Raw genomic sequence first — 25,475 nt, 5'->3', positions numbered from 1 at the left:
CTACTCCTCGTCGTCCTGTTGTGGCGATTCATCCTCATTCGCTTCAGGATCAACGTAAGGTTCGAAACCCGGCGGCAGCAGTTTATGGTCAGCCCACTCCGGTAACACCGGGATGCGACTGTCCTGGCGCAATGACAGGCCGCGCTCGCGTTGTTCAAGTTGCTGCGCACGAATATAGCTGTACTTACGGCTGCTTAACTGGTCCATCCGTGCGTCATCACGAATAATAGTCGGCCGGATGAAGACCATCAGGTTACGCTTGCGGGTGGTGACACTGGTCGATTTAAACAAATGACCGAGGATCGGGATGTCACCTAAAATTGGCACCTTGGATAAACTTTCCTGCACGTCTTCATCGATCAGCCCGCCCAGCACAATGGTTTCACCATCACGGGCCAGCACTGTGGTCGACAGCTCGCGTTTGTTGATAGTGATATCCACACTGGTGGCACCGGCCAGACTTGAGACCTCTTGCTCGATAACCATTTGCACCGAATCGCCTTCGTTGATCTGCGGTGTGACCCGAAGCCGAATACCTATTTCCTGCCGTTCAACGGTTTGGAACGGATTGTCGTTGTTAGAACCCGCTGTTGACCCGGTCAGCGTCGGGACATCCTGGCCGACAAGGAAGTTTGCCTCCTGATTATCCAGTGTAGTGATACTGGGGGCCGAGAGAATATTTGAATTGGTATTCGTCGACACTGCCTGCACCACAGCGCCCCAGCCATCCTGCACGGTGCCGAACATCAGTCCGTTGGCCTGGCCTAACAGGTTCGCCAGCAGCGAGTAGTCGCCACGTTGGTCCGGTTCACGGGTGGTCACGACCTGTCCGGTATTCGGGTCGACCCGTTCAAATTCGGCTCCTGGCTGGTCGCGAGCCGCTTCTGCCGCAACTCCTATCTGTCCCAGCGGGACCAGATTGCCATTATTATGCTGCATTAAACCAAACTCGTCGCTGGCCCACTGCACCCCGAAATCAACTCCATCGCCTTCATAGACTTCGACAATAATCGCTTCAACCAATACCTGAGCGCGGCGGATATCGAGCTGACGCACGACCCCTTCAATCGCCCGGATCATCGACGGTTGCGCGGTTACCACCAGTGAGTTGGTACTTTCATGCGCCTGGATACTGACTTCGTTGCCGGTCTGTCGGCGTGCCGCGCTGGCGCTGCGTTGCTGGCCCCCGTTACCCTGCCCCTGGCTTTGCCGCTCTTCTTCGGCCAGCATGGTATCAGTCATGCCTTGCAGCACCTCGACCATGTCTTCGGCTTTGGCATAGCGAAGATAGAACACCCGCGTATTACCGCTCGTCTCGAGTTCGGAATCCAGCTCGCGGATCAGCCGTGCCACGCGCGCTCGTACCCGCGGTTCCCCACTGACCAGAACGCTGTTGGTTCGTTCATCAGCAACAATCCGCGGGACCAGTAGTTCAGGCGTATTGCCCGCGCTCTGTGGAATAAATATGGCACTGGCGATACGTACCATTTCCGCAGCTGATGCATGTTCAAGTTCAATTTGTTCGACGTCCTGGTCACCAGCGCGGTCGACCCGCCGGATAATCTCGACCAGTTGATTTACCACCGACGCACGGCCGGTAATCATGATCACATTCGAGGGGTCATAGCTGACCACGTTGCCGCCGCCTGACTGGTCGTTGAGGCCGCGTAGCAAAGGCGCCAGTTCACGTACTGACACATTCTCTACCGCTACCACACGGGTAATCATCGCCGCACCGGTCTGGCTATCGTCATCCACCACCGGCAGTGCTGTGTTACGTGCATCACGGTCACGGATCACGCGCAAGGTGCCATTGTCAGACTCAACCACAGCATAGCCGTAGACTTCAAGTACATCGAGGAAGAACTGATAATACTGAGTTCGGTTCAGCACATCGTAACTACGAACATTAATCCGCCCACGGACTTCAGGATGAACCACAATGGTCTTTTCCAGGTTACGGCTGACCGTCTGGATGAACTCATTGATATCGGTATTGTTAAACGAGGCCGAAAACTCACCCTGCTCTGCCTGTTGCGGCGATGCCTGCAACGCCTGGGCAACCGGAGAAAGTGAGAGCCCGGCAACCAATAAGGCTGAACTCAGGCCCACGGCGATGGTTGTTGTTAGAATACGCATTCCTGTACCTGTTACCCTAAGGAACCTGCAGTTCCAGGTCGATGATATTATTGCCTCGCTGCACCTGCACAATGGCGCGCGTAGCATCTTGTAATTCATTCATAGCCGCCAGAGCCTCGGAAGGCTCCGTCAAATCAAAACCATTAATAGCCAGCGCGATGTCACCGGGTTGCAGCCCGAGGGCATCAAATAAGGCCCGGTTCTGGCGCGGCGACAGCCGGTAACCAGTCAGCTGCTGGCCATTGCGCACTGGTGACACATTAATAATTTCGAGTAATTCTGACGGGTTCTCACGAACGTTACTGACTGCCTCAAGCAGCTCTTGGTTGGCGCTAAGATCCACCTGCTCCGAGCGTGTCGACTCGTTTTCAGACTGGTTTACCTGGGCAGCCGGAGACGCTGGCATTCTAAGCTGCGCTTCGGAACCGTCCCGCCCCTCGATATAGAGAGCCTCCCTGCGCCCGCCGTTGTCGAGAATAACCCGGTCCGGGAATACCGCATCCAGCGTCGCTCGGCTATTTCCAATACGTTCGCCGATAATATAGGTACGCTGAGTACCGGACTGTTCAATAATAGCCGCTGAGCGTTCTGGATCCACACTGGCGACCAGGCCGACCAGGCGCACGTTAAGCGTTGTTTCCGGTGCATCCAACACCTCAGCGTCTGCCTCCGCGGCGGCCACCCGGTCGCCAAAAAGATACAGCTGCTGAACGGCGACCAGGGCGTCACCTTCGACATTTCCAACGCGCTGTTGAAGCGCAATCGGAGCAACCACCACCTGTTCGGCAGGAGTTAGCACGCGCCAGGTTAACTGCGCCAACCACCATATGGCAATCAAGCTAAACAGCCACGCCAGACTCAGCGCTAATAAACGCTGTCTGGATGGAGTAAAATGTTGCTGGATTCGGGATTCTATTAGCTGCACATCTGTTATCGTTTTTATATATCGTTTAGCGTGACATTCTAGCCTGCCAGGCAAAAGCATAGCAACAAATTGTCAACAGCGGGTTTAACAAAGACTCTATGTTACACTTTAAATAAGACAATCGTCCTACAGTCGCCCGCTTCAGACTCGGAGTCCCGTTATGAGTTCCTTAAAAGCTGCTCAGTCTAAACAAAGCACCGCCAGCGTGCGGCTCGATAAATGGCTTTGGGCGGCGCGCTTTTTTAAAACCCGCGCCCTGGCCCGCGAAGCCGTTCAATCCGGTAAGGTAAGTTACAATGGTCAACGTAGCAAGCCATCTAAAGCAGTCGAAGTCGGTGCCATAATCGTTATCCCCCGTGGGTACGATCGAATGGAGGTCCATGTACTTGAGCTGTCCGAACGGCGGCGCGGTGCGCCCGAGGCCCAGCAAATGTATCAGGAAAGCGAAGCCAGCATTGCAAAACGTGAGGAAAATGCGTCTGCACGCAAAGCCAATGCATTGTATAATCCCCACCCGCAAGGCCGCCCGGATAAAAAGCAGCGGCGTGATATTATCAAATTCAAGAACCAATAGAGGTGGTCGCAGTGCAGTCAGCCGATAGTCTAATTCGTTATACCTTTGCCAATGCGCCCGTGCGCGGTGAACTCGTGCAGTTACAGCAAAGCTACCAGCGTCTGGTAGAAGGCCATGCCTATCCCGCTGGCGTACAGCAGTTACTCGGTGAGTTAATGGCGGTGACCAGTTTGCTGACCGCGACACTGAAGTTTGACGGCCATATTAATCTGCAGATACAAGGCGATGGCGCGCTCAATTTTGCCACCGTCAATGGTAGTCATGACCAGTTACTGCGCGGCGTTGCGCGACTCACGGCAACACCGGCTGATGACAGCTTTGCCGCTCTGATGGGCGCGAAATCGTACCTGATTATTACCCTCACCCCGAAAGACGGTGAACGTTATCAGGGGCTGGTTGAAGTGCGCCGAGATGACCACAGCCTGAGTCAGGTCATTGAACGCTATTTCACCCAGTCTGAGCAGCTCAACACCCGAGTCTGGCTGCACACATCGGCTACCCAGGTTGCGGGTTTACTGCTCCAGGCGTTACCAGGTGAAGACGATCCTGAGCGTGGTTTCGATCACCTCGCCACGCTGACCACCACTATGACCGCCGACGAACTGCATACGCTGGAAGCGAACGTTGTCCTACACCGTTTGTACCATGAAGAAGACCTTCGCGTATTCGAACCGGTGCCGGTGCGCTTCTTTTGTGGCTGTTCGAAAGAAAAAAGCATGCATGCATTGTACAGCGTGCCGATCGCAGAGTTGAAAGATATATTACAGCAGGACGGCGACATCCGCCTGACGTGTGACTATTGTCTGACTGAGTATGTCTACGACGAAGAGGATGTGGCCGCCGTACAGGGCTATCAGCAAAGCGGCGTGCAATAAAAAAAGGCAGCTCAGGCTGCCTATTTTTTTACGTGACGTAACATCCGTTTGCGCTTGCGTTGCTGCGACAACGTCAGCTTATTTTTCTTTCCTTCATACGGATTCGCGCCTTCACGGAACTCAACTTTTATCGGCGTACCCATAACTTTCAATGCTTTACGGAAGTAATTCATCAGATAGCGTTTATAGGTATTCGGCAATGACTTCACCTGATTGCCGTGAATAACCACCAGCGGAGGGTTATAACCACCAGCGTGGGCGTATTTAAGCTTAACCCGTCTGCCACGAACCAGCGGCGGCTGATGTTCATCCTGAGCCATGTCCATGATTTGCGTTAACTGGGCGGTACCAACCCGTTGGGTGGCCGACTTATAGGCTTCCTGAACGGAGCCAAACAAATGGCCTACATTGGTGCCATGCAATGCTGAAATAAAATGAATCCGGGCAAAGTCAACGAAGCCCAGGCGGCGGTCGAGTTCCTGCTTTAACCAGTCTTTAGCGTCCTGCTCCAGCCCGTCCCATTTATTCACCGTGATTACAATTGAGCGTCCGGCATTCAGAGCAAACCCAAGTAAACTCAAGTCCTGATCACTGATCTGGTCTCTGGCGTCGATCACCAGCATCACCACATTGGCGTCTTCAATGGCTTGCAGGGTTTTAATAACGGAGAACTTCTCCACCGCAAGGTCAATCCGGCCACGTTTACGCACCCCAGCGGTGTCGATAATCACATACTTCTGATCATCCCGCTCCATATCGATATAGATACTATCCCGCGTGGTTCCGGGCATATCAAACACGACCACCCGCTCTTCACCGAGCAGACGATTGGTCAGTGTTGACTTACCTACGTTCGGGCGGCCGACAATGGCGATTTTAATCGGCTGATCCGCATAGTATTCAGCCTGGCGCACCAGGGTGTCTTCGTCTTCGTCGCGCTCTTCTTTCGGCGGCGTAATCACATCCGGGTAGGTCTCCCGAAGTGGTTCAAGCGTCCGTTGCAGGAGTTGTTGCACACCACGGCCATGCGCCGCGGCAATATGATAGACCTCGCCGAGACCAAGCTGATAGAAGTCGGCAACGGCAGAGTCCGCATCGAGACCGTCAATTTTGTTGGCTACCACCCAGACAGATTTGTCCTGGCGGCGTAAGTGGTCGGCAAGTGCGATATCGGCTGCAGTTACCCCTTCACGCGCATCGACCATGAACAAAACAATATCGGCTTCGTCAATTGCCTGCAGTGACTGCTTAGCCATGTGCAGGTCAATGCCTTCCTCATTGCCTTCGATACCACCGGTGTCAATGACGATAAACTGATAGCCATCATAGTTTGCCTGGCCATACTTGCGGTCACGGGTAAGGCCCGGGAAATCAGCAACTAAGGCATCCCGGGTACGTGTTAAACGATTAAAGAGTGTGGATTTGCCGACATTCGGGCGTCCCACCAGTGCAACCACCGGAAGCATTCTATTTCCTTTCTAAAACTGAAAGCGCTGACTAGTCAGTCAGCGCAACTAGACGGCCGTCGATGGTCATTACAATAACCTTATCGCCCGCCCGTATGGGAGCTACCTGGATAGGGTCACTTGCTTCGTAGCGTCCCATCATCTGGCCACTATCGCGATCCAGCCAATGGACGAAACCAAAACGGTCGGCTACCACCAGTTGACCCGAAAGCACCGCGGGTTCTGTCAGACTACGCCCGTAAAGGTCAGCCGAACGCCAACTTTCATTGCCACTGAGCCGGTCAACCGCCACCACGTGGCTCTCACTGGTGGTCAGAAAAATACGACTGCCTGCCACCTGTGGGGTACGATGCCCCTGATAATCACGCCGCCAAACCACTTCACCGGTGCGCAGTTCTAATGCAACCAGCTCACCATTAAACGCCAGCATATACACCTGGTCACCACGTACCACAGGGGTTGCATCAATATCCACGATACGTTCGAGGTCACTGCCACCGGACGGAGTCGCCACGCGTTCGTCCCAGGCCATCTGGCCGCTTTCCAGCACTAATACCGCCGCGCGCCCATTATTGGTACCCAGAATCACGCCTCCGGCCGATATCACCGGCGATGAACTGCCGCGCAGAGTCAACGCAGGCACTTCCTCTTCGTGGCGCCATTGCTCTTCGCCGTCAGCAGCGTTCAGACTCACCACCATGCCGTTGCCAAGATGCAACACGACATAGCCTTCACCGACCGCAGGGGCTGAAATTACTTCGCCCTCGAGCTGGCTTTGCCATTGGATCTCGCCGTTGTCTTTATTGATCGCATAGAGCATGCCGCTCTCGTTACCCACATAAAGGGTATCGCCATCCAACGTCAGCCCACCAGCTAGTTTTGCCGGCGGCCCTTTACGGAATAAGCCCAATAACGAGAACCCCGTCGCTGGAGTCAGGTCCTGACGCCACAGACGTCGGCCGTTATCTGCATTCAACGCGACCACATTGCCATGCCGCTCAGCAGCGAAGACAACACCATCGTCATACACTGGCGCCAAGCGGGAATAGTGTTCGTCAGACCCCGGCCCTACATTGGCCTTCCAGGCTACGTTTACACTTACTTGCTCTTCGAATGTTTGCAGCTCGGCATAATCAGGCTCTTCGGTGCTGGAACAGGCTGCCAGCCCAACACTTAACAGAACGCCACTTATCGCAACTCGCCAATTCAACAATCGCACTATAGTTCACCTGCCAGGTTTTCAAATTTAAATTGCAGACCAGGAGACGACTGCGCGCCACCTAGATCGACCGCGGCTTGATAGGCAGCACGGGCCTGCTCAGGATTCCCCTGAGCCAGATACACGTCACCGCGGATCTCTTCTACCTGAGCCGTAAAGCTTTGCGGTAAAGACTGTTGCAAGCTCTGCAGTGCTGCATCGTATTCGCCCAGTGCCAGTTGCACGCGAGCTAGGCGGGTGGTCGCTAAACCACTCACAACACTGGAACCGGCTTTTTGCTGGGCACTGTAGAGATGATCTGCTGCACTACTCAAATCATCTGCATCCACTGCCTGACGCGCCAGTTGGAGGTGAGCTAAGGCGGCCTGACTGGATTCGTCCAGTTGACTCAGCACGTCTTCGGCTTGCGCCAGCGCTTCCTCGTCACCTTGTTGAACCTGTTGTGAGATTTGCTCATAGGCTGCGGTGCGCTGCTGCTGGGCTTCAATTTGTGAGGCATCATACGCACGCCAGGCAAATAACGAGCCCAACCCAATAACCACACCGGCACCAATCCAGATGCCGTATTCGCGCATAAATTGCTTTATCTGTTCGACCTGTTGATCTTCGTGTTCCACCTGCAAATCCTCTTCAGTTCTTAAACTAATTCGTTCACGGTCGCGACTATCTGTGCCCAGCTCATTTCTTGCTGAGGCGTGTCTTCGCGTAAAAACTTAACACTGACAACGTCACGTGCCACTTCATCCTCACCCATAATCAGGGCCAGGCGGGCACCAGACTTATCCGCTCTTTTTAATTGCTTCTTAAAATTGCCACCACCACAGTGCTGCATCACACGTAGCGTCGGAAACTGGTCTCGAAGGCGTTCGGCAACGTTCACCGCCGGAAGTTCCGCCGCCTCACCCATTGCCGAGACATAGAGATCGACTGCTTGCGGTAAGGTCACAGCATCGAGCTGCTCAAGCATCAGCACCAGCCGTTCCAGCCCCATCGCAAAACCCACCGCCGGGGTCGCTTTACCACCCAGTTGTTCAACCAGACCATCGTAACGGCCGCCCGCACAGACAGTACCCTGAGCGCCGAGGCTATCGGTCACCCATTCGAATACCGTGCGGTTGTAATAATCCAGACCACGCACCAGTCGCTCGTTATGAACATAACGAATGCCCAGCGCATCGAGGCGCTGGCATAACGCAGCAAAGTGGCTGCGTGATTCGTCATCCCAGTACTCTGAAAGCTTTGGTGCCTGACTGAGCATGTCGCTCATTGCCGGGTTCTTGGAGTCAAGCACACGCAGTGGGTTACTCTGCAGACGACGTTTACTGTCTTCGTCCAGTACCGCTTCGTGCTCGGTCAGATACGCGGTTAAGGCGTCGCGGTAGTCTGCCCGCGCCTCGTTCGAGGCCAGTGAATTAAGTTCCAGCGTAAGGTACTCGCTGAGTCCTAATTGCTTCCACAATCGCGCAGTCATGATAATCAGTTCGGCGTCAATATCCGGTCCGTTAAGGCCAAACACCTCAACGCCAACCTGATGAAACTGACGGTAGCGCCCTTTTTGTGGGCGTTCATGGCGGAACATCGGGCCCATATACCATAGCCGTTGCTGCTGGTTGTATAGCAGGCCGTGTTCATTGCCAGCGCGGACACAACTGGCAGTCCCTTCCGGACGCAAGGTCAGGCTGTCGCCATTGCGGTCCTCAAAGGTATACATTTCTTTTTCAACGATATCGGTGACTTCGCCAATCGAGCGTTTAAACAAATCGGTCTGCTCAACCACAGGCATACGAATTTCTTCATAACCGTAGCTTGCAACGATAGTGCGCACTACCTGCTCTATATACTGCCAGCGACGGCTTTGCTCTGGCAGAATGTCATTCATTCCACGAATTGCCTGGATTTGTTTGGCCACGTTAGTCTTTTCCTGCAGTCAAAAATGTCGGCATTATAGGGGCTGCTTGCTATCGCCGTCTACCGTTCCCTCGACCATGGTGATATCGATCGGTTGTTCAGCATCGCGCTTTTTCACGGCGGCACGGATGCGAGCTTCCAGGGTATCCACCAGATCGTCATTGCGCAGGCGTTCTTTCTGCCGAACACCATCGACATATAAACCGGATTTAGTCTTTGCCCCGGCCAGGCCGAGATCTGAAACCAGCGCTTCACCCGGCCCATTCACCACGCACCCAATAATTGAGACATCCATCGGCGTGGTAATATCTTCCAGGCGTTCTTCCAGCGCATTGACCGTGGCGATAACATCGAACTCCTGGCGTGAGCAGCTCGGACAGGCAATAAAGTTGATGCCCCGTGAGCGAATGCGCAGCGATTTCAGAATGTCGAAGCCCACTTTGATTTCTTCGACCGGGTCGGCGGCCAATGACACCCGCAGGGTGTCGCCAATGCCTTCGGCAAGCAACATTCCAAGCCCTACCGCCGACTTCACCGCACCAGCGCGAGCGCCACCGGCTTCGGTAATACCCAGATGCAGCGGCTGGTCGATTTGTTTGGCTAACAAGCGGTAGGCGTCGACGGCCAGAAAAACGTCAGAGGCTTTGACACTGACTTTAAAGTCCTGGAAATCATATTTTTGCAGAATATCGACGTGACGCATGGCTGATTCAAGCAATGCCTGCCCTGTGGGTTCCCCGTATTTTTCCTGCAAATCCTTTTCTAATGAGCCGCCATTGACGCCGATCCGAATTGGAATATTGTGGTCGCGGGCACAGTCAATGACAGAACGAATACGCGCTTCATTGCCGATGTTGCCCGGGTTAATACGCAGGCAGTCGACACCATATTCGGCAACTTTTAACGCGATCCGATAATCAAAGTGAATATCGGCCACCAACGGCACTTTCGCCTGTTGTTTTATTAATTTAAACGCTTCTGCCGCATCCATAGTGGGCACGGACACCCGCACAATATCAGCACCGGCATCAGCCAACCGGTTAACCTGCGCAACGGTGGCCGCTACATCGGTGGTCAGGGTATTGGTCATAGACTGCACCGCGATAGGTGCACCGTCGCCTATTGGCACATTGCCGACGTAGATGCGACGGCTGGGGCGACGTTTTATCGGTGATTCTGGGTGCATGATAACTATTACTACTCGTCTGCAGGCAGGGTCATCCGAACAACTCGACCAGGCCGATAGCCCGACAAGTCAACCAAAGTTCCCTGATAGTACATTTCAACGTTTTCCGGAGCGCCCAGAGTAACCTGGTACGGCCCCTGATCATTCAATTCGGTAATATGACCACTGCCTTTCACCCCAAATGCAACCGCATCGCCGTTGTTATCCTCGATCCGAATCCAGGTATCATCGGAGAAACGTAACACCAGTTCAGCGTCCGGTAACGGCAATGGTGCCTCTTCAGCTTCCGCCTCAGTTGGTTGCGGCGTCGCTTGTCGGGCAGGTGTTGGCTCAACAGGTTCAGCCGTTGTTGCAGCTTCATTTTCGACTGCGTCGCCCTGCGCGCTATTGGCGGGCTCTGGGGTTGCTGACTCCGCATTATTCTCGCTGCTACGCTCAGCGACATCGCGACTGGCTTGATCATTTTCAATCACATCAGCACTGCGGGGAGCATCGCCACTCGCCGTCTCCGGGTCACGATTAGCTCGGTCAGCTACCACACTGGCGTCAATAAAAATGGGGTCACGGGTCGCCCTGGTACTTTCGGCTTCGCTGGAGGCAGGTTCAAGCTCGACGCTGGCATCCTGTTCAGACACCATGCGTTCGGCCATGCCCTGGGCTACCGGTTCTACTTCACTGTCTTTATTTTGCAGCCAGAATATAACCGCAGAGCCAATAATAACGGCGCCGATAATATAAGTGACCAGCATCAGCCGATTATCGTTACTTTGTTCACGGGCACGCTGGGAAAAGCTTTGCATGGTCTGATCAACCGGCTCTTCGATGCCCTGCGACGCATAGGCCGCGAGAACTTTTTCTTCATCCACGTCGACTAACCGGGCATAGGATCTCAGGTAGCCACGGGTAAAGGTGCCCGCCACATACTTACTGAATAAGTCCCCTTCCAGATCAAGAATAATCTGGTGCCGCAGTCGCAAACGTTCTGCCACTTGCTGCGTTGTTAACTGAAGGCGCTCGCGCCCTTCTCTGAGCAGACGTCCAGGAGATTCCGGCGCAGGTCGCTGCACCGCATCTTCCGACACGTCCTGGTGCGGTTGTTGATCCGTCATGCGTATATTGGCCTCACGTGAATCACACGCTCTTGATGGCGATGGATTGCTGTTGTTGTTGTTTTTTTAGCAAACGTTTGGTTCTGTCGACCACGTCGCCGACTAACTGCCCACAGGCGGCATCAATATCGTCGCCCCGGGTTTTTCTAACCATAACGGTATAACCGTGTTGCATCAATACCTTTGCGAAGCGATCAATTCGTGAATTGCTCGAGCGCCCGTATGGCGACTGCGGAAAGGGATTGAACGGAATCAAATTAATTTTACTCGGCGTATCTTTTAACGTTTGTGCTAGTGCATGCGCCTGATCCGTTGAATCATTGATATGATCCAGCATCACATACTCAACGGTGACTTGTTTCTGCGCCTTAGACTGATCCACGTAGGCTTTTGCCGACGCGAGAAATTCTTTAATCGGATATTTTTTATTGATAGGCACTATTTCGTTACGTAATGCGTCATCTGGCGCATGCAGCGAAATCGCCAGAGCCACGTCAATTTTCTCGCGCAACATATCCAGCGCCGGCACCACCCCTGAGGTACTTAAGGTCACCCGCCGTTTGGACAGGCCGACCGCTAAGTCGTCGAGCATAAGCTCCATCGCTGGGACGACGTTCTTCATGTTCAGCAATGGTTCGCCCATTCCCATCATGACCACGTTAGTCACAGCTTTGACATTGGTTTTGCCAAAGGGGCCCAGCAGTTGGTTAACCCGCCATACCTGACCAATAATTTCGGCCACACGCAGGTTACGGTTAAAGCCCTGATAGCCAGTCGAGCAGAATGTACACTCAAGCGCGCAGCCAACCTGCGACGAGACGCACAACGTGGCGCGGTCATCTTCCGGGATCCAGACCGTCTCAACTTCCTGCCCGTCGAACAGTTCCATGGCAAACTTAATGGTGCCATCAGATGACTGCTGTTGACGTTTAATCTTAGGTGCGCGGATTTCGGCGATCTCTTTCAACTTAGCCCGCAGGACCTTGTTGAGGTTGGTCATTTCATCGAAATCGTCAATGCAATAGTGATGCAACCACTTCATTACCTGTTCGGCACGGAACTTCTTCTCACCCAGTTCGGAGAAAAAATCGTGCATCCCTTGCCGGTCTAAATCCAACAAGTTCACTTTTTCGTTTGTGGTCGCCATGTGCACCTCCGCGGTTTGACTTCAACCGTCACTGCCGTCGCAGTTATATCTCTACAACAAAAATTTATAAAAAAAGGGCCCCTGCTGCGCCCTTTTTAATTCCCTTACGGGAAGTCCTTTCTCTGTCAAAGTGGCAACGTCCTGCCAGGCTGGACGTTGCATGGTCAGGCAACTCTTAACGAGTGCGTGAGCACACTTCTTCATCAGAGAAGAAATAAGCGATTTCACGAGCCGCAGACTCAGGAGCATCTGAACCATGTACCGCGTTCTCGTCGATCGTTTCAGCGTAGTCAGCACGCAGCGTACCGGCAGCCGCTTCAGCTGGATTCGTTGCACCCATGATTTCACGGTTCTTACGTACCGCGCCTTCACCTTCAAGTACCATCACTACGATAGGACCAGAGGTCATGAATTCAACCAGCGCGCCAAAGAAAGGACGTTCGCTGTGTTCTGCATAAAAACCTTCAGCCTGTTCCTTGCTCAGGTGCATCATTTTTTGACCCACGATGCGCAGATCCGCAGATTCAAAACGGTTGACGATTGCGCCGATCACGTTTTTAGCAACTGCATCAGGTTTAATGATTGACAGGGTACGTTCCAAAGCCATGCTGTAACTCCAATTCGATTTGCTGAGGGCCCGCGTCACGCGGCACCACCTGGATTCATAAATTCGCGCGAATTATACGCGAATAGGTCGCTAATTCCCAATAAAACTTTCTTAAAAAAGGCTTTTCATCCTATCCTTACCGATCTAATATAGACGTCTATACGCCCACCGTGATGTGGCGGTGGCAAGTCGACAATGTGCAGCAACGTACGTCTTCGACATACGCGCCAAAACCAACAGGAGTTCTACGTATGACCGATCTAGTTTCCAGTAATTCCAGTGACACCCCGGATCTGGCGCATGCCACGCTTGGTGGCGGCTGTTTTTGGTGCATTGAATCTGCGTTTAAAGAAGTTCAGGGCATTATTGATGCGGAATCAGGGTACGCCGGCGGCCACATTGAAAACCCAAGCTACCAGCAGGTTTGCAATGGCGACTCAGGCCATGCAGAAGTCGTTCGCCTGAGCTACAACCCGAACCAGATTAGTTATCGGGAATTGCTCGAGATCTTTTTTGCCCTGCATGATCCAACCCAACTGAACCGTCAGGGTAACGATATTGGTACTCAGTACCGGTCAGTGATATTTGTTCATGATCAGCAACAGCGTAGCGAAGCAGAAGCGATTATTGCTGAAATGGGTGCCGACCAAACCTGGCCGGACCCGGTGGTTACTGAGGTCGCACCGTTGCCGGTTTACTATCCGGCCGAGCAATACCATAAGGATTATTACGCTAACAACCCGCAGCAACCTTATTGCGCGATGGTGGTTGGTCCGAAACTGGCGAAATTCAAACAAACGTTCGCTAAACGCCTGAAACAACCCGACTCAGCGTCAGCCTAGATCGGGTCAACTCGGGCTCTACCGCCAACTTGTTTACCAGGGGCTCGGCTGCTGACGTAGCCGGGTCACTGCCTCACTGACCACCTCAATACACTGAGCGACTTCCTCGTCCGTCGTAAAGCGACCGACACTGAAGCGGATCGAACGGTGAGCCTGGTCACGGTCCAGCCCCATTGCGGTTAACACAAACGACGGGTCGACACTGGCAGAATTACAGGCCGATCCAGTCGACACCGCCAGGTCTTTCAGTGCCATCAGCAACATTTCACCATCCACCTTGGCAAACTGCAGATTAAGAATACCGCCAACGCGCTGAGTCGGGTGGCCATTCAAAGTGACCTCACCAATAGCGCACAGCCCGTTGTACAATTGCTCCCGCAGCTTTTCAATGCGTGCCGATTGATCTGCAAGTCCAGCCTGTGCAATAGCGGCTGCCTTGCCGAATGCCGCAATCTGGTGGGTCGCCAGGGTACCTGAACGCATCCCCCGCTCGTGCCCCCCGCCGTGAATTTGGGCATGCAGCATGACCTTCGGGCTGCGGCGGACAAAAAGTGCACCTATCCCTTTCGGGCCATACATTTTATGGCCGGATACCGATAACAGGTCGACATCCAGTGCGCGCACGTCAACCTTCAGCTTGGCCACACTTTGCGCCGCATCGACATGCAACAACGCACCACTGCGGTGACACAGCGCTGCTATGGCGGCAATATCCTGCACCACCCCGGTTTCATTATTGACGTGCATCACACTGACCAAAGCCGTTGGCCGTTGCAGTGCCTGCTCCAACGCAGCCAAATCAAGCAGACCGTCGTGCTGCACATCAAGGTAGGTTACTTCAACCCCTCGCTGCTGCAGATCGTTGCAGGTATCCAGCACCGCTTTATGTTCGGTCTTCAGGGTCACCACATGCAGCGGATCATGACCACCCTGTCGCTGCAGATACTCAACCGCGCCTTTAATAGCCAGGTTATTCGATTCAGTCGCGCCACTGGTGAAGACGATTTCGCGCGGATCTGCATTGATTAAATCGGCAAGGTCTTCACGAGCGTTATCTACCGCCTCTTCCGCCTGCCAGCCAAAGCGGTGCGAACGCGAGGCCGGATTACCAAAAACACCATCGGCGGTCAGATAGCGGCACAGGGTTGCGGCCACTTCAGGGTCCATCGGTGTCGTCGCTGCATAGTCAAAGTATAAGGGCGTTTTCATTGTCTAACCTTTGGTTTTGTCACTTAGCATGCGTTTGTCATAGGTCGACAAAATGCCACGTAAGATGTTCAGTTCGTTCTCGTCGGGCCGCGCACGGTTAAATAACCGACGTAACTTATTCATGACCAGCCCGGGATGCTGGCGGACAATAAAGCCGGACTGCGTCAGGCTTTGCTCTAAATGCTGGTAGAAACGCTCAAGATCGTCGCCCCGTGGGTACGCAGATGGCTCCTGTTGCACCCCCTGCTGCTCGTTCTCACTGGCCAGCCAGGCCATACGCACTTCATAGCTGAGTGTCTGCACAGCCATCGCCAGATTCAATGAACTGTAGTCAGGGTTTGCCGGAATATGCACATGGTACTGGCTCAGCTGCAGCTCCTCATTGGTCAGGCCGCTATTTTCACGCCCAAAGACCAGCGCGACTTTGCCGCGAGCGGCTTCCTGTACCGCCTGCTTACCCGCTTCACGCGGGTTCAGCATCGGCCAGTCAAGTGTGCGTGAGCGGGCACTGGTCGCTAAGACCAGATGGCAGTCCGCAATCGCTTCCTGCAAGGTCGGAACGGTACGTGCCTGAGCCAGAATATCGGTCGCACCAGCGGCCAACGCCGAGGCGTGACTTTGCGGCGCTTCCACCGGGTCGACCAGAACCAACTCGGAAAGCCCCATGGTCTTCATGGCGCGGGCGGCAGAACCGATGTTGCCTTGATGGGACGTGTTAACAAGCACAATGCGTAAATTGTCTAAAACAGCGACTGACATGACGATCTCACAAACCTGGGGTTCGCTCCCACGGAATTCGTCCATGAGAGTCTACAAAAAAGAGACCTGGATTCTAACACAGGGCCGCCCTTTCGGTCATATTCGGTTTACGTTGGGTGCTGCATCACGTATAATGCGCCGGCGTTTTTTGATGAAAAAATGCTCACGTTCTTTAGCAACCAAAAGGTAATCACCATGCATCCGATGCTTAATATCGCGGTGCGCGCTGCGCGCGCGGCCGGAAAAGTAGTCATGAAATCAGTGGCTCAGGGCGAAAAGCTGATCATTGAAGGCAAAGGCCAACACGATTTCGTCACTCATATCGACAAAGCGGCGGAGAGCGTCATTATTGATACCATTCGCAAGTCCTACCCCAACCACAGTATTCAGGCTGAAGAGTCTGGCGACCAACAAGGTAGTGACAGTGATTACCTTTGGGTCATCGATCCCATCGATGGCACGACTAACTTCATGCGTGGAATCCCCCATTTTTGTATCTCTATAGCACTGGTCGTCAAAGGTCAGGTACAGCAAGCCGTAGTTTTCGATCCGGTTCGTGACGAACTCTTTAGTGCAAGCCGTGGTGCCGGTGCTCAGCTCAATGGCTACCGCATTCGCACCGGCAAAAACAAAGATCTGGACGGCACTATCCTCGCCACAGGCTTCCCTTTCCGCATGAAGCATATCCTGCCTGAGTACCAGGCGGTGTTCACTAAATTCTTCGAACAGGCTGCAGACGTCCGCCGCATGGGCTCTGCCGCACTAGATTTAGCCTATGTAGCCGCCGGACGATACGACGGCTATTGGGAAGCAGGCCTGAAACCCTGGGATCTGATGGCTGGTCAGTTGCTAGTTCGCGAAGCGGGTGGCATGGTCAGCGACTTTGCTGGAGGGATGAATCACGAAACCTCCGGTAACATTGTTGCAGCTAGCCCAAAAGTACTGCAAATGATGGTTACCCAAATGCGTACACTGCTCCCTGCCAGCCTGCGCAAGTAATAGATCAGCGTTTAAAATACCGCGCGAACCTCGCAAGCCCAGCCCAGTGCTGGGCTTTTTTATGTCCGCAAAAGATTGTCAGTGATCCACTCCCGCACCTGCACTACGAAATATGTTAATAATTCTGCAACAAAAGAGTTTTACAATCGGTTCAGATGTGGTAAAAGGTTAATACGTTAGCATTTTGTTAATGATTCGTTAGACAAAGGGGGTGCCCAGTGGACCATTCAGAAGAACTAAAAAACGTCACTGAAAAAACCAGTAAGTCTCGTGCGAACAAGCGCAAATGGCGTGAAATCGAAGCGTTGAAAGAACGTCATAGCTTACGCAAAGAGTTGATGGACATCGACTACTGCTTCGATTGCGAGCTCGAAGAGCTTGAACTCTAGTAGTTGCTACACACTCAAACACTAAAACTTACCACGCCAGCTTTTGCTGGCGTGATTGTTTTTGCCCGGGGTCTGCAGGCTGCTGCCGCATAACGCTGCACCACTCCACAGCGTCTCTTCCCTGTTGCAGCAGAAATTGATTACTCTGGCTAAAATGGCCACACTGAAAAAACCCCCGATGCGCCGATAATGGTGACGGGTGCACACTGCTTAATTTTAGATGACGTGAGTCAGTAATCACCGCGGCTGCATTCTGCGCATGCTTGCCCCACAATAAAAATACCAGAGGTTGCGGGTGCTCGTTGAGGCAGCGCAACAGGTTCCCGGTAAATTGCTCCCACCCCCATTTTGCATGGGAATGAGGCTGTCCTTCATTCACTGTCAGTACCGTATTCAGCAGTAACACTCCCTGCTCTGCCCAGCTGCTCAAATCGCCCTGCAATGGCGCTTCAAAGCTTTCAATGTCCAAAGCCAGCGCCTTGTATATATTGCGCAGTGACGGTGGCAGCCTGACGTCTGCTGGCACCGAAAATGACAATCCCTGAGCCTGGCCAGGCTGGTGATACGGATCCTGCCCCAGAATGACCACTTTGACCTTTGCATAGGGGGTTAACTGAAACGCCCGGAAAACATCAGCTGACGGCGGATAAACCGGCAGTGGACCAGATCTGGCCTGGTCCACTTTTTCACTCAGGGTCTGGAAATATTCCTGCTCTGCTTCATCAGCCAGCAATGACTGCCAAATCGGGCAGGTCAGATCCGACATTTGCATCAGTTGCTTTCACCGCCATTGGCGCGAAAACGGTCAAACCAGTACACCGCATAGGCTGGTTTCGCCATCAGGTTACTCGGACGCAGGTGCAAAGCATGGGATGCACCGGGCACTCGAACCATTGCCGATTCCACCCCACGTAGTTTGAGCGCCTGATAATACTGCTCCGTTTCACTGATTGGAGTACGGTGATCCGACTCACCCGTGAACAACAGTACCGGCGTATTGACCTTGCCGACATGGCTAATCGGTGAATACTCCATATAGTGTTCAACATTGTCCCATGGCAAACCCGGGAACCAGTACTGGCTGAAATAGGGGTACATATCTGCAGTTAAGGTAAAGCTAATCCAGTTTATAACCGGGTTCACCACCATAGCCGCAGCAAAGCGATCAGTATGAGCGATACTCCATGAGGTCAGCACGCCGCCACCACTGCCGCCCATCACAAAGAGTTCCTCTTCATCGACAAAACCGCGCGAGACCACCAAATCCACTGCATCCATCAAGTCATCGTAGTCATTGCTTGGGTAATTATGATGGATCAGATTAGCAAAGTCTTCGCCATAGCTGGTACTGCCACGTGGATTGGTGTAGACCACCACATAGCCTTGCGCCGCCATCAGTTGCAGTTCCATCGCGAACGCAGGGCCGTAAGCCGCATGGGGACCGCCGTGGATCTCAAGAATCATTGGGTACTGTTTGCTTTCATCAAAGCCCGGTGGATACATGATCCAGCCCTGAATCCGGGTGTCGTCCACCGACGATTCGAGCCAGAACTCCTCCACCTCACCGACGCTGAATGAACTAAGGAAATCGCGGTTGAGCTGAGTAATCGGGCGGGTCTGACTGCCCTCCAGGAAGGCAAGTTCGGCGGGGTGGTTACTTGCCATTTGGGTAAATACAAGCTTGCCATTGTCGGCGACCGAGAACTGCCCACCAGTATACGGGCGACTATAAGACAGGCCGCCCACACCGTCAGTCAGGGTTTCGGCAACACCGCGTAACGTATGCAGCGCCAAATGACCTTCGCCCTCGTCATCATAGCTAAAGTAAATACCACGGCCATCGCGGGCCCACTCAAAGCTACTCACACTGCGGTCAAGATCTTCGGTCAGGTTACGGATCTCAGAACCATCCGTATTCATCACGTAGAGGCGGTTTGCCTGATGCGCTAACTGGCGATCTTGATAACCGACAAAGGCTATCTGACGGCCATCAGGCGACACTTTTGGCTCGCTTGCCGGACCATTGGTACTGGTTATACGCTGCACTTCTGCAGAGTCTACTTCGACCCGATAAATATCCGAGTTCACTGGTTCTGTGACCGGGTTTTCGTTCTTATTAGCACTGTAATAAATAGCCCCACCGTCGTGGCTCCAACTTATCGTTCCACGCACATCGTAGTCACCCTCGGTCAACTGCCGAGGTGTGCCCCCTTCGACGGGCATCACGTACAGATGAGAGTTCCCCTGCGGGGAATAGCCAGCGCCATCGCGGCGGTACTGGACACTGTCAATATAGGTTGGGGCCTCTGCCCATTCTGCGCCTGCTGGCTTGCCCGGAAGTTGTACCGGGGCCTGGCGTGATTCAGGCGTAAACATGGTAAAGGCAAACCATTCGCCGTCCGGCGACCAGCTCAGGCTACCCGGGCTAAACGGAAGCGTAGAAACCAGCGAGGTGTGCCCGCTGTCCTGCCAGCGAATATGGATTTGCTGGCTACCACTTTGGTCAGACACATACGCCAGCCGTTCGAAGTCAGGCGACCAACGTGGACTGCTTTCATTGCCCTCACCCGAGGTCAGCGGACGCAGGTTCGAACCGTCAGTAGCCACCTGCCACAACCGTCCTACCATACGGTCTGCCTGGCGGTCCATGCTGCGCCGAACAAAGACCACGTGATTGCCATTGGCATGGACCTGCGGATCGGCTGCCAGCTCCAGCTCGAAGACATCGTCATACTGCAGTGGGTTAATCTCACTCTCAGCTGCAGACACCGGCCATGCGAACGCTGCCAGCGCCGCCGACGCCGTCAGTAAATAATTTAAACCTGGTTTCATACCATGCCCCTATCAATCGATCAGATTGAATCCAACAAAAAAGCCAGCATAAGCTGGCTTTTTAACATATTCAAGGTGTTAGCCGGGCATCTGCCCCTGCTTTAAACCCTTTGGTCGTTTCCGTGACCCGTTCCGGTTAGAACGAGTACGCGAAGTTAACACCGACGTGATTACGGTCCATTGCCGGGTCATAATCAGCACCTGTGTAATGGTTGTACGCTAATGACAGGCGATATTTGCTCTGGTAGCTCGCATCCATCAACACACCTACATTGATGCGCCCTTCAATAAAGTTAGAGTTTGGTGAATAGCCATGAACGTCGTGGTTAAATACCAGTGTCGGATTCAGGTTCCAGCCCTTGTACACGTTTGCGTATTCAAACACGAAGCGTGCACGATAACCGAACGACAGGTCAGTGACAAAACCTTCACAATTCTGGTCGTTGAAGTCCCCGGCACTTGCTCCCGGATTCCCCTGCAACTGTGCAATAGTTGCCTGGTCCTGTGACGTCAGGCATTTACCGTAAACCGGGTTGCGACCAAAACGTTGTTCATCCAGGCCTGGTAAATCAGCGACATAGTTGGCACCAACTTCGCCAATAAAGGTCATCCGTTGAGAACCCCACAGGCGATCAAAGAAGTTCACAAAGGTCATTTGCGCCTGATACACCTCAAGCTCTTCAAAGCCGCGCGCATAGGCACCCACTGGCGCATCAACATCGCCGCCGCGGGCTTCTGTAATGCGGCTTCTGAAACTGCTTGGTACTGCCGGTTGTAAACCAGCCGTCAGGATCTCGGTGGTATTGATTTGCACCGCCTGATTTGGGCGATAGCTTACTTCACCAGACCAGGACCAGGCACCCAGTGTGGTACTGAAGCTGGTACCGAAAATTTTGTTATCTTCCGGCCACTCGATAAAATACCGAGGACCAATAGCGGCTACGTTTGCCGTGCTGATATCACCTGTCTGCCAACCGCTAGGCGCGGTTTCAGTGGCGGTGTCCCACGCCAGCGTATCCCAGTCATAGGCTGAAATAATAGGCTGTGTATTGTGGACGTTGATAAAGAAGAAACCGAATTCAGTATCAAGCCCAGTCGAGTAATAACGCGCCGCTAAACCATACTGGCCACTGTCACTTGCGTCACGGTCACCAGCACGGGTGATGTAAGCGCCTGCTTCCACCGACTCCTGGTCGCTAAGGAAACGACCCGGTGCAATTTGCGGGTTCAGGGTTACTTTGTCACAGCCTGGACCACCGACAATATCGACCGTCGAGAAGAAGCTACCACAACCATCCAGCTTGGTGTTGTCCCATTCAAATGCACTAAAGGCATCCAGACTCCATTCGGCATTCAGGCCGATAGACGCGGTGACCATACCAATCGGCAACAAGGCTTCACGAACTTCGGCGCCAGGTCGGCGAATCGCGTTCACATCAGCAGGGTTAATTGAATTAATACCGTTCTGGATAAAGGTGCTTTCACCCCAGCTCAGAACCTGACGACCAATACGTAAATCAACCGGCATCTGACCAAGGTCAAAACCAGTGTAGAAAAACGCATCCAGCAAATTAAGACCGCTGCCAGCTGAGTAGTCATCGAATGCGTTGGTGTTGAGGCGCGCGTCCGGGTAGTAATTCGTGGCGGCGTGACCATGATAGACGTTTTCGTTTTTCAGAATATCGTCATACCAGTAGTTAAAACGAACAAAGAAGCCATGATTACCACCATCGACTGCGACGTCGTGGATGCCACGGAAAACCAAAGATGTCAGGTCACCTTTCTCGTAGTTCAGGTTACCGTCGTCGGCAACCCCCGACTGGCCTTCACCTCCAGCCATGTTACCCGGGTGGATAACGCGCATGTCTGGATCTTCAGTGCGCATCGTGGCACCAATGGATAAAGTTGAATCGACACGCACGTTGTAACGGCCGAGATCAAATTCAACAGCTTGGGCTGGCAATGCGAGTGCCATAGCAATCGCAGAGGCGAGAGGTAATTTTTTTATCATAGTTGGATTTCTTTTCATTGTTGTTGCCACCTATCCTGCGTACCCCACAAAACGTGAGAGTCCCTGGCGTTATTACTTTATCGTCGACCAGACATTGATCCAGTAAACGTTTATTTTTTGTAACTATAGCAAGCAGGTTAGCAGAGGACTAACCTGCTTGTCACTAGTTGTTATCAGATTAAGATAACGCCTTTTCTAACTCTGGCAAAGCCTCAAATAAATCCGCTACCAGACCATAATCAGCAACCTGAAAAATTGGCGCCTCTTCGTCTTTGTTGATAGCCACAATCACCTTTGAGTCTTTCATTCCCGCCAGATGTTGAATCGCGCCACTGATACCCACTGCGATATACAACTGTGGAGCGACAATTTTACCCGTCTGGCCAACTTGCATGTCATTTGGCACAAAGCCAGCATCGACTGCAGCACGCGACGCACCGACCGCAGCACCCAGTTTGTCTGCCAGACTTTCCAATAGCTTAAAGTTCTCGCCATTTTGCATACCGCGACCACCTGAAATCACCACAGGTGCTGAGGCAAGATCCGGGCGTTCTGATTCAGCCAGCTGTTCACCAACAAATTCAACTTTATCGCTGTTGAATACATCGCCGATAGCCTCTACCGAGGCACTGCCACCGGATGCACTGGCGGCGTCGAATGCAGTACCACGGACGGTAATAACTTTAATACTGTCGCTGCTTTGCACCGTGGCAATCGCGTTACCAGCATAGATAGGACGCTTAAAGGTATCTGCACTTTCTACCGCGACGATGTCTGAAATCTGGCCAACATCAAGTAGTGCTGCGACCCGCGGCATCATATTTTTGCCGGTGGTAGTCGCAGGCGCCAGAATATGGCTGTAGTCAGCACCGACTTTCGCCACCAGCTCACTGACGTTTTCCGCCAGTTGATGCTCATAGGCTGCATTGTCCGCAAGCCGGACCCGTTTGATCCCTTCAACCTGGGCCGCGTTATCTGCGACACCCTGGGCATTCAGCCCTGCTACCAGCATATCCACATCACCGCCAATCTGCTGCGCGGCTGCAACTGCTTTCAGAGTAGCCTGGTTCAGGCTCTGATTATCGTGTTCGGCAATCACTAAAATGCTCATAATACTTTTGCCTCGTTCTTCAGTTTATCGACCAGTTCTGCGACATCTGCTACGCGAACTCCAGCGCTACGTTCAGCCGGTGGCTCCGCTTTCAAAAGCTTGATGTTGCTGCTGACTTCGACACCCAAATCAGCTGGCGATTTGACCTCAAGCGGCTTGCGCTTGGCTTTCATAATATTCGGCAGCGACGCGTAACGTGGCTCGTTGAGACGCAAGTCGGTGGTCACAATAGCAGGCAAGGTCAAACGTAAGGTTTGCAAACCGCCATCCACTTCGCGGGTGACATCCACTTTGCCGTCTTCAACTTTCACTTCAGAGGCGAAGGTACCTTGCGGCATGCCAGTAAGCGCACCCAGCATCTGGCCAGTCTGGTTGTTATCTGAATCGATAGACTGCTTACCTAAAATAACCATGTCTGGCTTTTCTTCGGCAACGACTGCTTTTAACAGTTTAGCCACTGCCAGCGAATCTGGCATCGTATCGGCTTCGACATGAATGCCACGGTCGGCACCTAATGCCAACGCGGTGCGGATCTGTTCCTGGCAGGCTTTCGGGCCAATCGAAACCACCACCACTTCTTCAGCCGTGCCCTTCTCTTTCAATCGCACTGCTTCTTCGATGGCAATTTCACAAAAAGGGTTTAATGCCATTTTAACGTTCGCCAGATCCACGTCTGACTGATCGGCTTTCACACGGACTTTGACGTTGTAGTCAATCACGCGCTTCACCGCGACCAAAATTTTCATAACTTCAATCCTTCTTTACGTCGTAAAGATTCAGGTAAATTCAGATAATCCGTGCGGCATTATGTAAAACCCGCCTGCATCAAACAAGGCTTATGGGTATAATATCGGCGAATTTCCATTAACTTGCTGTCAACTTATACTGGCAGCGTTCATTATTTGTTCACATCAAACTGGCTGGCGACACCTTATGACAACTTTGCCTGCAGAAGCTGACAGTCTGCGTCAGCAACTTCTTGCCCAGGGTAACTGGCAGGAAACCTACCGGGTTCTCTTACTGGCCGCCAAAACACAAGCGTCACTGGACCCGGATCAGCGCACCCCTGCCAACCGTGTGCATGGCTGCGAAGCTCAGGTCTACCTCCGCGTAGAAGGGACTCAGCAGCATGCGAATTACCGCTTTCAGAGCGATGCACGGATGGTGCAGGCGCTGATCTACGCCTCACTGTTACCTCTGCAAGGGCAAACTGCAGAGGCAGCAATGCAATTCGACGCCAGCGCATGGCTGACATCCTGTGGCCTGGAAAAGCAGTTAAGCCCGTCGCGCAGTAACGGGTTGTACCAGGTAATTAAAGCCGCGAAAGCCGCGGCACAGACCTTGCCACCGACCTGAACCCACTAGGCCCCAGGCTTAGCCTGCGGTAACAAACGGTTCAGCAGCACCGCCGCGGCCTGCAAACCAAAGCTGGCGGTCACCATCATACTGGCACCGAAACCACTACTACAGTCCATACGACCGCTCTGAGTACCAGGTTTTGCGTAGGAAACCTCGCCATCCCCCGCCGGATAACGCAATTGCTCAGTGGAATACACGCAATGGATGCCAAATTTACGTTTGGGGTTGGTGGTAAAGTTATAGTCGCGACGTAGCTGCGAGCGAACCTTGGCCATTAACGGGTCCTGACTAACCCGCGCCACATCGGCGACGGCAATCTGGCTCGGATCAATTTGTCCGCCGGCTCCACCTGTGGTCACAACCGGAATTTTTTGCCGTTTGCACCAGGCCAACAGCGCGGTCTTTGCGGCAATGCTGTCGATGGCATCGAGTATCCCATGCGGCCGATTGGCAAAGATCTCAGCCAGATTAGACGGCGTCGCGAAATCATCAACCAGATGCAGCGTTAAGTCGGGATTTATCTGCAACAACCGTTCGCCCAGTACTTCGATCTTCGGTCGGCCGATGGTATCGGTCAGCGCATGTGACTGCCGATTCATATTACTTAAGCAAACATCGTCCATATCGACCAGAGTGAGTTCACCGATGCCACTGCGGACCAGTGCCTCAGCAGCCCACGACCCAACACCGCCAACCCCGACCACCGCCAGGTGCAAGCTGCGGATCACTGCGGTATTTGCGGTCCCGTATAAGCGCTCAATGCCGCCAAAGCGACGTGCAAAATCATCCATACTGCCTTCGTTGATTGG

At 53.2% G+C, this 25,475-nt stretch carries 24 protein-coding genes; 6 read left to right on the top strand and 18 right to left on the bottom strand.

Annotated features, from left to right (window positions below):
* Together gspD and gspC are read right to left on the bottom strand one after the other, a co-directional pair.
* Positions 1-2,139 (bottom strand): type II secretion system secretin GspD, encoded by a 2,139-nt coding sequence (gene gspD / locus CWE12_RS07675; protein ID WP_126789117.1) that lies wholly within the window; start codon positions 2,137-2,139, stop codon positions 1-3.
* 16 nt (positions 2,140-2,155) lie between these two features.
* Positions 2,156-3,064: a type II secretion system protein GspC gene (gene gspC / locus CWE12_RS07670; RefSeq protein WP_157981944.1), complete on the bottom strand. Its 909-nt coding sequence runs from the start codon at positions 3,062-3,064 to the stop codon at positions 2,156-2,158.
* Positions 3,065-3,224: 160 nt separating this feature from the next.
* Between gspC and hslR the strand changes: the two genes are divergently transcribed.
* Positions 3,225-3,638, top strand: a complete 414-nt coding sequence (hslR, locus tag CWE12_RS07665) for a ribosome-associated heat shock protein Hsp15 (protein ID WP_126789115.1) — start codon at positions 3,225-3,227, stop codon at positions 3,636-3,638.
* Positions 3,639-3,649: 11 nt separating this feature from the next.
* On the top strand, positions 3,650-4,513 hold the full coding sequence (hslO, locus tag CWE12_RS07660) for an Hsp33 family molecular chaperone HslO (RefSeq protein ID WP_126789114.1): 864 nt from the start codon (positions 3,650-3,652) through the stop codon (positions 4,511-4,513).
* Positions 4,514-4,533: 20 nt separating this feature from the next.
* Here the strand turns inward: hslO and der are convergent, their stop codons facing one another.
* From der to ndk, 8 genes are all read right to left on the bottom strand, one after another.
* A complete protein-coding gene (gene der / locus CWE12_RS07655; RefSeq protein WP_126789113.1) occupies positions 4,534-5,979 on the bottom strand; it encodes a ribosome biogenesis GTPase Der in 1,446 nt (481 codons plus the stop codon).
* 31 nt (positions 5,980-6,010) lie between these two features.
* Positions 6,011-7,198, bottom strand: coding sequence for an outer membrane protein assembly factor BamB (bamB, locus tag CWE12_RS07650; RefSeq protein WP_157981943.1), 1,188 nt, complete (start codon positions 7,196-7,198; stop codon positions 6,011-6,013).
* Positions 7,198-7,815: a YfgM family protein gene (locus tag CWE12_RS07645; RefSeq protein WP_126789111.1), complete on the bottom strand. Its 618-nt coding sequence runs from the start codon at positions 7,813-7,815 to the stop codon at positions 7,198-7,200. Before CWE12_RS07645 ends, bamB begins: the two co-directional genes overlap by 1 nt.
* Before the next feature lie 20 nt (positions 7,816-7,835).
* Complete coding sequence (gene hisS, locus CWE12_RS07640; protein ID WP_126789110.1) at positions 7,836-9,107, bottom strand: histidine--tRNA ligase; 1,272 nt, start codon at positions 9,105-9,107, stop codon at positions 7,836-7,838.
* A gap of 33 nt (positions 9,108-9,140) precedes the next feature.
* Positions 9,141-10,292, bottom strand: a complete 1,152-nt coding sequence (ispG, locus tag CWE12_RS07635) for a flavodoxin-dependent (E)-4-hydroxy-3-methylbut-2-enyl-diphosphate synthase (protein ID WP_126789109.1) — start codon at positions 10,290-10,292, stop codon at positions 9,141-9,143.
* Between the two features lie 11 nt (positions 10,293-10,303).
* Positions 10,304-11,401: a RodZ domain-containing protein gene (locus tag CWE12_RS07630; RefSeq protein WP_126789108.1), complete on the bottom strand. Its 1,098-nt coding sequence runs from the start codon at positions 11,399-11,401 to the stop codon at positions 10,304-10,306.
* A 22-nt stretch (positions 11,402-11,423) separates the two neighbouring features.
* Positions 11,424-12,548 carry a dual-specificity RNA methyltransferase RlmN gene (rlmN, locus tag CWE12_RS07625; protein WP_126789107.1) on the bottom strand — a complete coding sequence of 375 codons (1,125 nt, stop codon included), beginning with the start codon at positions 12,546-12,548 and terminating at the stop codon, positions 11,424-11,426.
* A 175-nt stretch (positions 12,549-12,723) separates the two neighbouring features.
* Positions 12,724-13,155, bottom strand: a complete 432-nt coding sequence (gene ndk, locus CWE12_RS07620) for a nucleoside-diphosphate kinase (protein ID WP_126789106.1) — start codon at positions 13,153-13,155, stop codon at positions 12,724-12,726.
* Positions 13,156-13,406: 251 nt separating this feature from the next.
* Here ndk and msrA point away from each other — a divergent pair, with 251 nt between their 5' ends.
* Positions 13,407-13,997: a peptide-methionine (S)-S-oxide reductase MsrA gene (msrA, locus tag CWE12_RS07615; RefSeq protein WP_126789105.1), complete on the top strand. Its 591-nt coding sequence runs from the start codon at positions 13,407-13,409 to the stop codon at positions 13,995-13,997.
* A 33-nt stretch (positions 13,998-14,030) separates the two neighbouring features.
* Here msrA and CWE12_RS07610 read toward each other — a convergent pair whose 3' ends face one another.
* Both CWE12_RS07610 and trmJ read right to left on the bottom strand, forming a co-directional pair.
* Positions 14,031-15,206 carry an IscS subfamily cysteine desulfurase gene (locus CWE12_RS07610; protein WP_126789104.1) on the bottom strand — a complete coding sequence of 392 codons (1,176 nt, stop codon included), beginning with the start codon at positions 15,204-15,206 and terminating at the stop codon, positions 14,031-14,033.
* A 3-nt stretch (positions 15,207-15,209) separates the two neighbouring features.
* On the bottom strand, positions 15,210-15,965 hold the full coding sequence (gene trmJ / locus CWE12_RS07605; protein ID WP_126789103.1) for a tRNA (cytosine(32)/uridine(32)-2'-O)-methyltransferase TrmJ: 756 nt from the start codon (positions 15,963-15,965) through the stop codon (positions 15,210-15,212).
* Between the two features lie 195 nt (positions 15,966-16,160).
* On the opposite strand from trmJ, the gene suhB reads away from it, so the two are divergent.
* Entirely contained in the window at positions 16,161-16,964 is an 804-nt protein-coding gene (suhB, locus tag CWE12_RS07600; RefSeq protein WP_126789102.1) for an inositol-1-monophosphatase, read from the top strand.
* Positions 16,965-17,182: 218 nt separating this feature from the next.
* On the top strand, positions 17,183-17,353 hold the full coding sequence (locus CWE12_RS07595) for a DUF3545 family protein (protein WP_126789101.1): 171 nt from the start codon (positions 17,183-17,185) through the stop codon (positions 17,351-17,353).
* Between the two features lie 28 nt (positions 17,354-17,381).
* Here CWE12_RS07595 and ung read toward each other — a convergent pair whose 3' ends face one another.
* The 5 genes from ung to CWE12_RS07570 form a co-directional block, all read right to left on the bottom strand.
* Positions 17,382-18,125 carry a uracil-DNA glycosylase gene (gene ung / locus CWE12_RS07590; protein ID WP_241984163.1) on the bottom strand — a complete coding sequence of 248 codons (744 nt, stop codon included), beginning with the start codon at positions 18,123-18,125 and terminating at the stop codon, positions 17,382-17,384.
* Complete coding sequence (locus CWE12_RS07585) at positions 18,125-20,185, bottom strand: S9 family peptidase (RefSeq protein WP_126789100.1); 2,061 nt, start codon at positions 20,183-20,185, stop codon at positions 18,125-18,127. Before CWE12_RS07585 ends, ung begins: the two co-directional genes overlap by 1 nt.
* Before the next feature lie 136 nt (positions 20,186-20,321).
* On the bottom strand, positions 20,322-22,196 hold the full coding sequence (locus CWE12_RS07580; protein WP_126789099.1) for a DUF1302 domain-containing protein: 1,875 nt from the start codon (positions 22,194-22,196) through the stop codon (positions 20,322-20,324).
* A 178-nt stretch (positions 22,197-22,374) separates the two neighbouring features.
* Complete coding sequence (locus tag CWE12_RS07575) at positions 22,375-23,307, bottom strand: electron transfer flavoprotein subunit alpha/FixB family protein (RefSeq protein ID WP_126789098.1); 933 nt, start codon at positions 23,305-23,307, stop codon at positions 22,375-22,377.
* The gene (locus CWE12_RS07570; protein ID WP_126789097.1) at positions 23,304-24,053 is read right to left on the bottom strand and encodes an electron transfer flavoprotein subunit beta/FixA family protein; all 750 of its coding nucleotides are present in this window, start codon (positions 24,051-24,053) and stop codon (positions 23,304-23,306) included. The genes CWE12_RS07575 and CWE12_RS07570 overlap by 4 nt, the downstream gene beginning before the upstream one ends.
* A gap of 187 nt (positions 24,054-24,240) precedes the next feature.
* Here CWE12_RS07570 and CWE12_RS07565 point away from each other — a divergent pair, with 187 nt between their 5' ends.
* Positions 24,241-24,663 (top strand): SufE family protein, encoded by a 423-nt coding sequence (locus CWE12_RS07565; protein WP_126789096.1) that lies wholly within the window; start codon positions 24,241-24,243, stop codon positions 24,661-24,663.
* Between the two features lie 5 nt (positions 24,664-24,668).
* On the opposite strand, the gene tcdA is transcribed toward CWE12_RS07565, so the two are convergent.
* Entirely contained in the window at positions 24,669-25,457 is a 789-nt protein-coding gene (gene tcdA / locus CWE12_RS07560; protein ID WP_126789095.1) for a tRNA cyclic N6-threonylcarbamoyladenosine(37) synthase TcdA, read from the bottom strand.
* Positions 25,458-25,475: the final 18 nt, after the last annotated feature.

The sequence above is a fragment of the Aliidiomarina sedimenti genome (assembly GCF_003986955.1).
Taxonomy (GTDB): domain Bacteria; phylum Pseudomonadota; class Gammaproteobacteria; order Enterobacterales; family Alteromonadaceae; genus Aliidiomarina; species Aliidiomarina sedimenti.
The sequence above is the reverse complement of the archived record's forward strand: the minus strand, read 5'-3'. Positions and strand labels throughout refer to the sequence as shown.

Coding starts and splice junctions, on each gene's coding strand:
- gspD (WP_126789117.1), bottom strand. CDS start 2,139: ATGCGTATTCTAACAACAACCATCGCCGTGGGCCTGAGTTCAGCCTTA.
- hslR (WP_126789115.1), top strand. CDS start 3,225: ATGAGTTCCTTAAAAGCTGCTCAGTCTAAACAAAGCACCGCCAGCGTG.
- der (WP_126789113.1), bottom strand. CDS start 5,979: ATGCTTCCGGTGGTTGCACTGGTGGGACGCCCGAATGTCGGCAAATCC.
- ispG (WP_126789109.1), bottom strand. CDS start 10,292: ATGCACCCAGAATCACCGATAAAACGTCGCCCCAGCCGTCGCATCTAC.
- CWE12_RS07630 (WP_126789108.1), bottom strand. CDS start 11,401: ATGACGGATCAACAACCGCACCAGGACGTGTCGGAAGATGCGGTGCAG.
- rlmN (WP_126789107.1), bottom strand. CDS start 12,548: ATGGCGACCACAAACGAAAAAGTGAACTTGTTGGATTTAGACCGGCAA.
- ndk (WP_126789106.1), bottom strand. CDS start 13,155: ATGGCTTTGGAACGTACCCTGTCAATCATTAAACCTGATGCAGTTGCT.
- msrA (WP_126789105.1), top strand. CDS start 13,407: ATGACCGATCTAGTTTCCAGTAATTCCAGTGACACCCCGGATCTGGCG.
- CWE12_RS07610 (WP_126789104.1), bottom strand. CDS start 15,206: ATGAAAACGCCCTTATACTTTGACTATGCAGCGACGACACCGATGGAC.
- trmJ (WP_126789103.1), bottom strand. CDS start 15,965: ATGTCAGTCGCTGTTTTAGACAATTTACGCATTGTGCTTGTTAACACG.
- suhB (WP_126789102.1), top strand. CDS start 16,161: ATGCATCCGATGCTTAATATCGCGGTGCGCGCTGCGCGCGCGGCCGGA.
- ung (WP_241984163.1), bottom strand. CDS start 18,125: ATGCAAATGTCGGATCTGACCTGCCCGATTTGGCAGTCATTGCTGGCT.
- CWE12_RS07585 (WP_126789100.1), bottom strand. CDS start 20,185: ATGAAACCAGGTTTAAATTATTTACTGACGGCGTCGGCGGCGCTGGCA.
- CWE12_RS07580 (WP_126789099.1), bottom strand. CDS start 22,196: ATGATAAAAAAATTACCTCTCGCCTCTGCGATTGCTATGGCACTCGCA.
- CWE12_RS07575 (WP_126789098.1), bottom strand. CDS start 23,307: ATGAGCATTTTAGTGATTGCCGAACACGATAATCAGAGCCTGAACCAG.
- CWE12_RS07570 (WP_126789097.1), bottom strand. CDS start 24,053: ATGAAAATTTTGGTCGCGGTGAAGCGCGTGATTGACTACAACGTCAAA.
- CWE12_RS07565 (WP_126789096.1), top strand. CDS start 24,241: ATGACAACTTTGCCTGCAGAAGCTGACAGTCTGCGTCAGCAACTTCTT.
- tcdA (WP_126789095.1), bottom strand. CDS start 25,457: ATGGATGATTTTGCACGTCGCTTTGGCGGCATTGAGCGCTTATACGGG.